This window comes from Arsenicicoccus cauae, from assembly GCF_009707125.1.
GTDB classification, from domain to species: Bacteria; Actinomycetota; Actinomycetes; order Actinomycetales; family Dermatophilaceae; genus Arsenicicoccus; species Arsenicicoccus cauae.
Genome location: NZ_WLVL01000037.1, coordinates 72251 through 84472 on the forward strand (window position 1 = coordinate 72251; position 12222 = coordinate 84472).

Below are 12222 nucleotides of genomic sequence, written 5' to 3' on the forward strand. Positions count from 1 at the left end.
GCGCTGGACGGGCTCGATGGACGCGTCGAGACCGGTGAGAGGGTCCGCCCACGGCGCATACGGGAGTCCATGATGCCAGATCGCCCGGCATGCTGACGACATCCCGGCTCAGTCGTCGGACAGCAGCCGACCCAGGTCGAAGGTCCTTGGGATGTCCGCGATCCGGGAGTACTCCTCGAACAGGTGTCCCTGCGCGAGGTCGCAGCCCAGGTCGCGCAGCACCCGCGCGGCCCCGGGGGTCTCGATGCCCTCGGCGACGACCGACAGCCCAAGGGTCTGGGCCATCGAGATGACCGCCGCGACCAGCGTGCGGTCGCAGGGGCTGCGCGCCGCGCGCACGACCAGGGACCGGTCGATCTTGAGCAGCTGCACCGGCATCCACGACAGGTGGACCATCGAGCTGTGCCCCGTGCTGAAGTCGTCGATCGCCAGCCGCACCCCGGCGTCCGACAGGTCTCGCAGCACCTGCGCCTCCTGGGAGGCCACGTCGACGAAGGACCGCTCGGTGACCTCGACCACCAGCCGGTCCAGGCCCAGGCCGGCCGCCGTGGTCCGTCGCCGCAGGTCGTCCAGCAGGCCGGGGCGGCGCAGCTCGCGCGGGCCCAGGTTGATCGCGACGAAGCTCGGGGAGCCCGACGCCGCGAGGTCGCGGATGGACTTGGCGAGCACCACCCGCCCCAGCGCGTCGATCAGGCCGGACTCCTCGGCGATCTCGATGAACTCGGCGGCCCGCACGAGCCGCCCGTCCTCGTCCATCCGGCACAGGGCCTCCACCCCCACGACCGTGCCGGTGCGCAGGTCGACGATGGGGTCGTATGCCGGGAGGATGCGCCCCTCCTCGATGGCGCGGCGCACGCGGTGCTCCACCTCGAAGCGGCGCACCGCCTGCTCCCGGTCCGTATGGCCGAAGACATAGATCCCCCCGCCGCCCTGCGACTTGGACCGGTTGAGCGCGACGTCGGCGTCCCGCAGCAGGTCGAGGTCGGTGTCCCCGACGGGCCGGGGCATGCCGGGCGCGGCCTGGGCGACGCCGATGCTGACCTGGGGCCGCACCGGCCCGAGGCTCGGCAGGTCGACGGGCGTGCACAGCTCCTGCACGAGCTGCTGGGCGGTGGCCACCCCGTCCAGCGGCCCCTCGGTGTCGATGAGCACGCAGAACTCGTCACCGCCGAGGCGGGCGACGCACGTGCGCCCGGAGAGGACGAGCACGGCGGTCTCCAGGCGTCGTCCGACGACGGAGAGCAGGGCGTCCCCCACCTCGTGGCCGTGGGCGTCGTTCACCACCTTGAAGCGATCCAGGTCGAGGTACAGCACGGTGCGCCAGGTGTCCGGCCCGGCCGGCTCGCGCAGCCGGCTGAGCACCGCGTCCCGGCTGTAGAGCCCGGTCAGCTCGTCGTGGGCGGCCCTCCAGGTGAGCTCGGCCGTGCGCTGTCGCACCAGCAGGGTGAGCTGCTGCTCGCGTCGGCGGGCCTCCTTGAGGTCAGCCTGGAGCAGATCCATGCGGAGCCGGTCGGCGAGGTCCCGCACCCGTGAGGCTGAACCGACGCGGGCGTCGCTGCGGGCCGCCTCGCGCTGCTCCTTCATCAGCGCCAGCGCACCGGCCTCGTCACCGGTGCGCTCGGCGGCCTCGGTCAGCAGGTCGTAGACGGCGTCGCGCTGGGGCCGTGGCAGGGAGCTGGCGTGGTGGTAGGGCGCCAGGGCCCGCACCGCCGACTCTGCATCGCCGGAGCGCAGGTGGGCCGTGGCGAGGGCGAGCAGGGTCGTCAGGCTCGGTGCCCCGGTCGCCCGCCGCTCGTCGTCCGCGAGCCGACGCAGCGTGTCGGGGGCGCTCGGGTCACCGAGGCGGGCTCGGACGTCGGCGACGCGGCGGACGTGCTCGGCGGGGTCGAGCCCGGCGTGGACGACCAGCTCGGCCCCGCGCTCGCTCTCGGCAAGGGCGCCCTCGAGGTCATCCGCGTCGAGGAGCAGCTCGGCCCGGATGCCGTGCAGCCGGGCCACGGCCGCGTCCGACTGGGGGACGGTCGTGCAGGCGAGCGCCCGGTCGACGTAGGTGAGGCCGAGCTCGGTGTCGCCGAGCGCCTGCATGACCTGCGCGAGCCGCGCCAGCACGAGCGGCCGCAGACCGAGCACCCCGTCGGCGTCGGCGTCCAGGGCCGCGCGGAAGTGCGTCACGGCCCGCTCGAGGTCGCCCTCCACGACCGCCACCTGCCCATCGAGCGCGAGGAGCCCGGCGCGCACCCGCAGGCCGAGGTCGTCCTCCGGCAGCGGCAGGGTGGCGGAACGGCGGGCGGAGGCGGCGCACCCGGCTGCGCCGTCGAGGTCCCCGAGCGCCAGGAGCGCCTCGCCGCGGGTCAGCTCCGCCTGGATCTCCACGACGAGGGACCACGGGCCGGGCGGCAGGTGCGTGATCACCTGCAGCGCGCCCCCGGCGACCTGCAGCGCGGCACCGGGGTCGTTCTCGCCGAGGTACCCCAGCTCGCTCGCCAGGTCGGCCGCGCACTGCACGGTGGTGTCAAGGGTGATGTCGGGGTCGGTCTCGGCGAGGCGCGCCAGCCGCTGGCACGCGCGGGCGGCGCGCTTGATGCGCAGGGCCGCCTCGCCGGCGGCCAGCCCCACGCGGAGCAGCGCCGTGTCGTCGCGGACACCGCGGACACCGCGGACGCCGGATCCACGAAGGCTCACTGGCCTATCTTGCCCCGAAATTCAACGCAGAGTTACGGCAACGCCACAGATTGCTACTTCTTGGTCTTATGCGCCTTTCCGGTCTCCGCGGCCTCTGCGGTCCCTCCGGTCTCGGCGATCGACCGGCCCCACGACGGCAGCAGGGCGCCCCGCGACCGACTCGGCCGCGGGGCGCCCTGCTCCCGGGTCGGACCCTCGGCCCGGATGACGGCGGCCCGCCGTCATACGGGCCTCGGGGTCACTTGACCAGGGCCGACAGGGTCGGGTCGTTGGCGTAGGCCTCCTTGGCGTTGGCCTTGGTCACGATGACCGGCTCGAGCAGGTTGGCCGGGACGACCTTGACGCCGTTGTTGTAGGACTTCTCGTCGTTGACGGTGACCTTCTCGCCCTTCTGGATCTGCTTGGTCATGTCGATGGCCGCCGCGACGAGCTTGCGGGTGTCCTTGTTGATGGTGGAGTACTGCTCCCCCGCCATGATCGACTTGACCGACTCGACCTCGGAGTCCTGCCCGGTGACGACCGGGGTCGGCTTGCCGGCCTGCTTCGCCGACGTGAGGATGGCGCGGGCCAGGGTGTCGTTGGGCGACAGGACGCCGTCCAGCTGCGCGGAGCCGTAGGACCCGGCGATCAGGGTGTCCATGCGCTTCTGGGCGTTCTCGGCCTTCCAGCCCTGGGTCACGGCCTGGTTGAAGGAGGTCTGACCGGACACGACCTTGAGGGTGCCGTCCTTGATCTTGGGCTCGAGGACGCTCATCGCCCCGTCGAAGAAGACCTTGGCGTTCGCGTCGTCCGGCGAGCCCGCGAAGAGCTCGATGTTGTAGGGGCCGCTCGGCTTCTTGGCCTTGAGACCCTCGAGCAGCGCGTTGCCCTGCAGCACGCCGACCTTGAAGTTGTCGAAAGCGACGTAGTAGTCGACGTTGGGGGTGTTGGTCAGGAGCCGGTCGTAGGCCACGACGGTCGCGCCGGAGTCCTTGGCCGCCTTGAGCTGGGTGCCCAGCTGGGAGCCGTCGATGGCGCCGACGACGATGAGCTTGGCGCCCTTGGTGACCATCGACTGGATCTGGTTCTGCTGCTCGGAGACGCCGTTGTTGGCGAACTGCACGTCGGCCTTGTAGCCCGCACCCGCGAGATCGGTCTTGAAGAGGTTCTCGGCGAGGACCCAGTTCTCGGAGGTCTTCTGGGGCAGCGAGACGCCGATCAGGGCGCCCTGGTCGAAGCCCTTGGCCGCCGCGCTGCCGCCGCTGCTCTGGGTCGAGGTGGTGGTCTGCTCGGCGCGGCCGCAGGCGGACAGGGCGAGGGCGACCGCGGAGGCGGCCACCACGGTGGTGGTGAGCTTGCGCATGTGACTTCCTTGTCGTTCGTTCTGGTGTGGTGAGGTGGGTGGGGCTCAGGCCTCGGGCCGGGTGGCGGCCGAGGCGTCGGCAGGCGAGGCCGTGGCTGGGGTGCGCGGGCCGGCCTTGCGGGTGAGGTGGCCGATGATGGACGGCCGCCCCTGCATCTTGTTGAAGACGTCGAAGGCCACTGCCAGCAGCAGCACCAGACCCTTGATCATGGACTGGGCGTCGGCGCCCACGCCCATGAGCTGCAGGCCGTTGTTGAGAACCGCCATGACCAGGCCACCGATGATCGAGCCGACCACGGTGCCGACGCCGCCGGAGACCGCAGCGCCACCGATGAAGACGGCGGCGATGGCGTCAAGCTCCCAGCCCACGCCGTCGAAGGGGCCCGAGGCGGTCGAGCGCGCGACGAACATCATGCCGGCGAGGGCGGCGAGGATCGACATGTTCATCATGACCAGGAAGTTGACCTTCTTGGCCTTGACGCCGGACAGCTCGGCGGCGTGCTTGTTGCCGCCCACCGCGTAGACGTGCCGGCCGATGACGGTGCGGCTCGACACGAAGCCGTAGATCAGCACCAGCGCCGCGAGGATCAGCCCGGAGATCGGGAAGGAGGTGCCGGTGGGGCCCGAGGCCATGAGGAGCGTGACCCCGAGGATGGCCGCGCAGATCAGGCCGAGCCGGAGGCCGAGGACGACGCCGTCCTCGAGCGGGAGGCCGATCCGCTTCTGGTTGGCGCGGTTGCGCAGCGCGCCGACCACGATCGCGAGGCAGGCGACGAGGCCGAGCACCACGGTGAGGTTGTTGTAGCCGGTCGCGGGTCCGACCTCGGGAAGGTATCCAGAGCCGATCTTCTGGAAGCCCTCGGGCACCGGCACGGTCAGGGACTTGCCGATGAACTGGTTGACCCCGCGAAAGATCAGCATGCCGGCGAGCGTCACGATGAAGGCGGGGATGCCGACATACGCGACCCAGAAACCCTGCCAGGCGCCGATGAGCGCGCCCAGCGCCAGGCCGAGGAGGATGGCGAGCGGCCAGGCGAGGTGCCAGTCGCGCATGGCGATGGCGACCATGATCCCGACGGCCGCGGCGACCGACCCGACGGACAGGTCGATGTGCCCGGCGATGATGACGAGCACCATCCCGATGGCGAGGACGAGGACGTAGGCGTTGCCCTGGAGGATGTTGATGACGTTGTCGGGCTTGAGGGTCAGACCGTCCGTCTGGACCGTGAAGAAGGCGATCAGGGCCACGAGGGCCATGATCATGCCGAACTGGCGGATGTCACCGCCGAAGACCTGCTTGAGCTTGTTCATCGGGCGTCTTTCGGGTCAGGCGGTGGGCACGTGGGTGGACGAGGTGAGGGTCATCAGGCGCATCAGCTGCTCCTGGGTGGCCTCGGACTTGTCGAGGCAGCCGGTGATGGCGCCCTCGCAGATGGTGTAGATGCGGTCGGACAGGCCGAGGAGCTCGGGCAGCTCGGAGGAGACCACGATGACGCCTTTCCCCTGCAGGGCGAGCTGCTGGATGATGCCGTAGATCTCATACTTGGCGCCGACGTCGATGCCGCGGGTGGGCTCGTCGAGGATCAGCACCTCGGGGTCGGTGAACAACCACTTGGCGAGGACGACCTTCTGCTGGTTGCCGCCGGAGAGCTTGCTGACGCCCTCGTTGACCGACGGGGTCTTGGTGCGCAGCGACGTGCGGTAGCGCTCGGCGAAGTCGAACTCCTTGTGCCGGTCCACGACGCCGTTGGGCGAGATCTTGCCCAGCTTGGCGGACACGGTGGTGGCCTTGATGTCGTCGAGCAGGTTGAGGCCGAGCACCTTGCGGTCCTCGGTCACGTAGCCGAGACCCTCCTTGATGGCGGTCGGCACCGAGCTCAGCCTGAGCCGGCGCCCGCGCAGCAAGGCCTCGCCGCCGAGGAACTGACCGTAGGAGTGGCCGAACAACGAGCGCATCAGCTCGGTGCGACCGGCTCCCATCAGGCCCGCGAAGCCGACGATCTCCCCGGCGCGCACGGTGAAGCTCGACCCCTTGCAGACCAGGCGGCCGGGGATCTGCGGGTGCTCGACGGTCCAGTCGCGCACCTCCAGGAGGGTCTCCCCGATCTGGGGCGTGTAGTCCGGGAAGCGTGAGTCCAGCGGGCGCCCGACCATGCCGCGGATGATCCGGTCCTCGTCGACCCCGCCCGCGGCGACGTCGAGGGTCTCGATGGAGCGGCCGTCGCGGATGATCGTGATCGAGTCGGCGATGGCGGCGATCTCGCCGAGCTTGTGGCTGATCATGATGCAGGTGATGCCGCGCTCGCGCAGGCCGCGCAGCAGGTCCAGCAGGTGCTGGGAGTCCTCCTCGTTGAGGGCGGCGGTGGGCTCGTCCAGGATGAGCAGCCGCACGTCCTTGTTGAGCGCCTTGGCGATCTCGACGAGCTGCTGCTTGCCGACGCCGACGTTCTTGATGGGCGTCTCGGGGTCGTCGCGCAGCCCGACCATGTCGAGCAGGTCCCGCGCACGGCGGTTGGTGCCGACCCAGTCGATGACACCACCGCGGGAGGCCTCGTTGCCGAGGAAGATGTTCTCCGCGATCGACAGCTCGGGGATCAGCGCGAGCTCCTGGTGGATGATCACGATGCCGGCGTGCTCGCTGGCGCGGATGTCCTTGAACTCCACCTCGCGGCCGTCCAGCAGGATGCTCCCGCTGTAGCTCCCGTGCGGGTAGACCCCGGACAGCACCTTCATCAGGGTCGACTTGCCGGCACCGTTCTCGCCGCAGATCGCGTGGACCTCGCCGGTGCGCACGCGCAGGTTGACCTGGTCGAGCGCCTTCACGCCCGGGAACTGCTTGGTGATGTCCACCATCTCCAGCAGGTACGGCGTCGTCGCCGTGCTCGCCATTGGGGGTCCCTTCCTCGCGACCTGATGGCATCGACACCATCACTCGTTTAAGAAGTGAAGTCGCCGCGACCTGCTCCCGTCAACTCCGGAACGCGGCGAGTTGCGCGATCGTGACTAACGCCTCACCCGCTCGGCGGCATGCGCCACGGCAGCGGCACCGAGCGCCTCGGCCCGGGCTCCGAACGACTCCAGCGTCACCGTGGTGGCCGCGGCCACCACGGGGGTCGTGGCCCGCTCCAGGCCGCGGCGCACCGCCGCGAGGAGCAGGTCCCCCACCGGCATCAACGGCCCGCCGAGCACGATGACGGCAGGGTTGAGCAGGTTGCACAGGCCACCCAGGACCTGACCGAGAACGAGCCCGGCGTCCTCCAGCACGCGCAGCGCGGCGAGGTCCCCGCTCTGGACCAGCTGCAGCAGCTCGGAGGTGCGCGGGGTGCGCCCCACCGACGCCTCGAGCCCGGCGAGCAGCGTCGGCACGGCCGCGACGGTCTCCAGGCAGCCACGGTTGCCGCACCGGCACACCTGGCCGAAGGACGAGACCTGCAGGTGACCGATCTCGCCGGTGATGCCGATGTGGCCGCGGTGGAGCTGGCCGCCGAGGATCAGCCCCGCCCCGATGCCGCTCGCCACCTTGACGTACGCCAGGTCGGGGACGCCGGCGTGCGCCCCCCAGCGCGCCTCGGCGAGCGCCCCGAGGTTGGCGTCGTTGTCCACGGTGACGGGCAGCTGCAGGTGGTCCTCCAGGGCCTGCCGCACGTGGAGGCCGACCCACTCGGGCAGCAGGGCGGCATGGCCGACCAGCCCGGTCCGCGCGTCGATGGGCCCGGGGATGCCGACCCCCGCGCCCACCAGGTCGGCGCGCTCCAGGCTGACCTCGGCTAGGGCGCGGTCGAGCAGCTCCTCCACCAGCGCGAAGCAGGCCTGCAGCGAGTGCCCGACCGGCAACCCCTCGAAGCTCTCGGCCAGCACCTCGCCGTCCTCGGCGACGAGGAGCAGCCGCACGTGCCGGCGCCCCACGTCGATGCCGGCGGCCACGGAGCGGTGCTGCTCGGCCAACGAGACCTCGACCGCGCGGCGACCGTTGGCGGTGGTGGTGCCGGTGACGACCTGGCCGTCCTCGGCGAGCATCCGGACCAGGTTGGACACGGTGGCCGGGGACAGCCCGGTGGCGCGGGCCAGGCTGGCCTGGGTGCTGGGGCCGCGGTAGCGCAGGACGGCCACGAGACGCTCGGTGTTGGCGCGCCGCAGCGCGCTGGGTGACCCGGACCCGCGGCGGGCAGCCCGACGGGAGGCGTCCTCGACGACCATGCGCCCACTGTCCCTGTCAGACCGTATGCCGTCAAGATATGAAAGCAAGGTGTGACCCGCGTTACGTCTCGCGTGGCGGCGTCATCCAGGATCAGGCGGGTCCCCCACCCGCGACGACGGCGCCTCGCAGCACCACGACGGACGGGAACGACAGGATGTCCAGGTCCACGCGCGGGTCCGCGGCATACACGCACAGGTCGGCCTGGGCGCCCTCCTCCAGGCCGGGACGTCCGAGCCAGCGGCGCGCGCCCCAGGTGATCGCGTCCAGGACGGCGGTGGCCGGCATACCGGCCTGGCGCAGCTCGCGCGCCTCGGACCCCACGAGGCCGTGGGGCAGCGAGCCGCCGCCGTCGGTGCCGACGTAGATCGGGACGCCGGCCTCCCACGCCTCGCGGACGGTGTCGTGGCGCCGGGCGTACAGGTCGAGCATGTGGCGGTGGTAGTCGGGGAACTTCGCCCGGGCCGGCTCGGCGATCTGTGGGAAGGTGGCGATGTTGACCAGGGTCGGCACGATGGCGATGCCCTGACGAGCGAAGTCGTCCACGACGGCGCCGCGCAGGCCGGTGGCGTGCTCCACGCAGTCGATGCCGGCGGCGGCGAGCTGGGGCAGCACCTCCTCCCCGAAGCAGTGCGCGGTGACCCGGGCGCCCTCCTCGTGCGCGACGGCGATCGCGGCCGTCACCGCCTCCTGCGGCCAGCAGGGTGCCAGGTCACCGGTCGCGCGGTCGATCCAGTCCCCCACGAGCTTGACCCAGCCGTCCCCGCGTCGCGCCTGGGTGCGGACCGCGGCCACGAGACCGTCCGGCTCGACCTCGTCGGCGTAGTTGCGGATGTACCGCCGGGTGCGGGCGATGTGCCGGCCGGCGCGGACCACCACGGGCAGGTCCTCACGGTCGTCGATCCAGTGGGTGTCCGCGGGCGACCCGGCGTCGCGGATCAGCAGCGTGCCGGCCGCGCGATCCGCGGTGATCTGCCGCTCGGCGGTCTCGGCGTCGACCGGCCCGTGCTGGCCCAGACCGACGTGGCAGTGCGCGTCGACCAGCCCGGGGAGCACCCAGCCCCGGACCGTCTGGCACTGCGCCGTCGGCCGGACGAAGGTCACCCGGCCGTCCACCACCCACAGCTCGTCACGCACGTCGTCGGGGCCGACCAGGACCGGGCCGGTGAGGTGCAGCGGTGCAATGCTCATGCGGGCGACCCTACCGGGCACGGCCGCCTGGAGCATCGCGGCCCAGCCACCTGAACACAGTACTGACCTCACCGGGCGTACCGGCGAAGTCGCTGGTCAGATTACGCAGAGACTGCACGCTTCGACCCTCCGAAGTAGTTGCCGCCCGAGCCGGTAGAGCCCGACACGATGCCCCAACCCCGCTGTCCTCGCCACTGGAACCTGATGAGGCCCCGCCACCCAGGTGGGGCCCAGCCCCCACGTGAGAAGCGGTCATCATGTCCCCCACCCTCGCCCCCTGGAGCTCCGAGGTCGACGCCCCCGCCGGCGCGCAGCGCGCCCAGGCGACGGTGGGCGAGCCCCGCCTCGGTCGTGTCCACGTGCTGATCCCCGCCCACGACGAGGAGGCCGGGATCAGGACGACCCTCCTGGCCCTGCAGGACCAGACCTACCAGCCCCACACCGTGACGGTCATCGCCGACAACTGCTCGGACGCGACCGTGCAGATCGCCCGCGCGATGGGAGTCACGGTCGTGGAGACCGTCGGCAACACGGACAAGAAGGCCGGCGCCCTCAACCAGGTCCTCGACACCCTCCTGCCGACCCTCGGCGAGGGCGACCTCGTCTTCGTCCAGGACGCCGACTCGGCCCTCGACCCGCACTTCCTCGAGAACGCCGCGGGCTTCCTCACCCGGCACGACCACCTCGGGGCCGTCGGGGGGACCTTCCGGGCGCAGCCGGCCGTTCAGCACGAGCGCACCCGACGCAGCGAGCCGCTCGCGGAGCGGTGGAGCCGCGTCGCGTGGAACGCCAACTCCCGGTTCCTGCAGCACCTCCAGGACAACGAGTACGCTCGCTACGCCCGGGACGTGCGCCGCCTCGACGGCAAGTGCCTGGTCGTCACGGGCACCGCCGCGATGTTCCGCGCCACGATGCTGCAGGACCTGAGCAGGGCGCGCCTCGAGGGGCGGCTGCCGCAGGGCGACGGCCGCGGCGGCATCTACGACCCCCGCGTCCTGACCGAGGACAACGAGCTGTCCTTCGCGATAATGCACCTCGGCTACGAGCTGCTGGCGCCCCCGAACTGCCTGCTGACGACCGAGGCCATGTCCACCTGGCGCGAGCTGTGGCAGCAGCGCCTGAGGTGGAAGCGCGGCGCGGTCGAGAACTGCGTGCAGTACGGCGTGACGCGCGTGACGCGCCCCTACTGGGGTCGTCAGCTCCTGACGATGCTCGGCGTCGTCATCACCGCCCTGTACCTCGCCGACGTCGCCCTGACGCTCGCGCTCGGGCACTTCATGCTTCAGCCGATCTGGCTGGGGATCACCGCGATCTTCTGCGTCGAGCGCTTCGTCACGGTGCGCGACAAGGGACTTCGCCAACAGCTGCTGTCCGCCACGATGTACGAGCTGCCGTTCGACTTCTTCCTCCAGGCGACCCACGCCAAGGCCTATGCAGATGCCATCGCACGAACCGAAAGGACATGGTGACCCATGTACAACAACCCAGCCACCCCCGTCTTCGCCGCCGGTGTCGGCGGAGGTCTGACCTACGCGGGCTTCGAGAGCCTCTACCTCGCCATGGGAGCCTTCGCGCTCGTGGCGGCCGCGTCGGCCGTCAAGCGCATGGCCCCGGTCTACCGCGGCAGGGCTGCCCGGGCCCGTGCGGCGATGCTCGACCAGTCCGCCTGATCGAGACGGGACACATGACATACGGAGCGTGATGGATGGTGACTGTGCGTAGCATATGTGCATGGTCACCGTCCGTCACCCTGCCGCCCCCCGCCGCGCCCTCCTCGCCGCCGTCGCCCTGGCGACGGGAGCCGTCGTGAGCGCACCCGCACTGCTGCCCGGCACCCCGGAGCCCCAGGCCTCCGCGGCCACCTCCGCGGCGCAGCCGACGGCCGTCACCTCGACCATCCCGCTGGCCTTCGGCGCCTACAGCCAGGGGATGGACCGTGACCCCCGCGTGCTCGACCGCACGGCCTCGGCCGTCGGACGACCGATGGCCATCGCTTCCGTCTTTCGCGGACGCGGGGACGACCCCTACTGGCCCTACCCGAGCGACCGGGCCATGGGTGCGACCCGCACCCTGCTCGTCGCCTGGTCCCTCGAGGACTACGGCAGCTTCGCGTACTGGTCCAGCGGCCGGGGCGACGCCGTGCTCCGCGCCAAGGCCCGCACCCTGCGGGCCTACGGGCGCCCCGTGGTGCTGCGGCCGTGGGCCGAGATGAACGCTGACTGGGTCGCCCACCAGCCCACCACCGGCGCGGCCAAGAGCCGCGGCGGCACCCCGGCCCAGTTCAAGGCCGCCTGGCGCCGCGCGGTCACGATCTTTCGTCAGGAGCGGGCCACCAACGTCCGCTGGGCCTTCAACCCCACCACCGACACGTATGCCGGGACCACGGACGTCCGCACGATCTATCCCGGCAACGACGTCGTCGACATCCTCGGGCTCGACGGCTACAACTGGGGCACGACCCGGGCCCGCAACCTCGGGTGGCGCAGTTTCGACGACGTCTATGCGGTGCAGTACCAGCGGCTCGTGGCGCTGGCACCGCGCAAGCCGGTCTGGATCTGCGAGATCTCGTCCGCCGACCCCGCCTCGGCGGGGGTGTCCAGCGTCGCCGTCAGCGCCCCGCGTGGCCAGAGCAAAGCCGCCTGGTGGCTGGACGCCTTCGCGCGGATGCGCACGGGCTACCGCAACGTGCAGGCCGTGGTGATCTTTGACGTGGACAAGGAGCGCAACTGGCGCGTCACGAGCTCGTCCGGCGCCACCGCGGGGCTGCGCTCGGCGGTAGCGACCCCGATCCTCAAGCCGCGCCAGCCCTGAG

The 12222-nt window shown here is 71.4% G+C and carries 9 protein-coding genes; 3 read left to right on the forward strand and 6 right to left on the reverse strand.

From position 1 onward, the window contains the following. Positions 1 to 108 precede the first annotated feature (108 nt). The 6 genes from GGG17_RS17165 to GGG17_RS09080 all read right to left on the reverse strand — a co-directional run bounded on the left by GGG17_RS17165 (position 109) and on the right by GGG17_RS09080 (position 9410). Positions 109 to 2682 carry a bifunctional diguanylate cyclase/phosphodiesterase gene (locus GGG17_RS17165; protein ID WP_154593401.1) on the reverse strand — a complete coding sequence of 858 codons (2574 nt, stop codon included), beginning with the start codon at positions 2680 to 2682 and terminating at the stop codon, positions 109 to 111. Positions 2683 to 2920: 238 nt separating this feature from the next. Beyond that, complete coding sequence (locus GGG17_RS09060; RefSeq protein ID WP_154593402.1) at positions 2921 to 4024, reverse strand: substrate-binding domain-containing protein; 1104 nt, start codon at positions 4022 to 4024, stop codon at positions 2921 to 2923. A gap of 45 nt (positions 4025 to 4069) precedes the next feature. Further along, positions 4070 to 5335, reverse strand: coding sequence for a multiple monosaccharide ABC transporter permease (mmsB, locus tag GGG17_RS09065; protein ID WP_154593403.1), 1266 nt, complete (start codon positions 5333 to 5335; stop codon positions 4070 to 4072). A gap of 15 nt (positions 5336 to 5350) precedes the next feature. Further along, a complete protein-coding gene (gene mmsA / locus GGG17_RS09070; RefSeq protein WP_154593404.1) occupies positions 5351 to 6913 on the reverse strand; it encodes a multiple monosaccharide ABC transporter ATP-binding protein in 1563 nt (520 codons plus the stop codon). 114 nt (positions 6914 to 7027) lie between these two features. Continuing rightward, the gene (locus GGG17_RS09075; RefSeq protein WP_154593405.1) at positions 7028 to 8221 is read right to left on the reverse strand and encodes an ROK family transcriptional regulator; all 1194 of its coding nucleotides are present in this window, start codon (positions 8219 to 8221) and stop codon (positions 7028 to 7030) included. A gap of 91 nt (positions 8222 to 8312) precedes the next feature. Beyond that, positions 8313 to 9410, reverse strand: a complete 1098-nt coding sequence (locus GGG17_RS09080; RefSeq protein WP_154593406.1) for an amidohydrolase family protein — start codon at positions 9408 to 9410, stop codon at positions 8313 to 8315. Positions 9411 to 9667: 257 nt separating this feature from the next. Here GGG17_RS09080 and GGG17_RS09085 point away from each other — a divergent pair, with 257 nt between their 5' ends. The 3 genes from GGG17_RS09085 (at position 9668) to GGG17_RS09095 (ending at position 12221) form a co-directional block, all read left to right on the forward strand. Next, entirely contained in the window at positions 9668 to 10879 is a 1212-nt protein-coding gene (locus GGG17_RS09085) for a glycosyltransferase family 2 protein (protein WP_154593407.1), read from the forward strand. A gap of 3 nt (positions 10880 to 10882) precedes the next feature. Then, positions 10883 to 11080 carry a hypothetical protein gene (locus GGG17_RS09090; RefSeq protein ID WP_154593408.1) on the forward strand — a complete coding sequence of 66 codons (198 nt, stop codon included), beginning with the start codon at positions 10883 to 10885 and terminating at the stop codon, positions 11078 to 11080. A gap of 61 nt (positions 11081 to 11141) precedes the next feature. Continuing rightward, the gene (locus GGG17_RS09095) at positions 11142 to 12221 is read left to right on the forward strand and encodes a glycoside hydrolase family 26 protein (protein WP_195849181.1); all 1080 of its coding nucleotides are present in this window, start codon (positions 11142 to 11144) and stop codon (positions 12219 to 12221) included. Position 12222 lies beyond the last annotated feature (1 nt).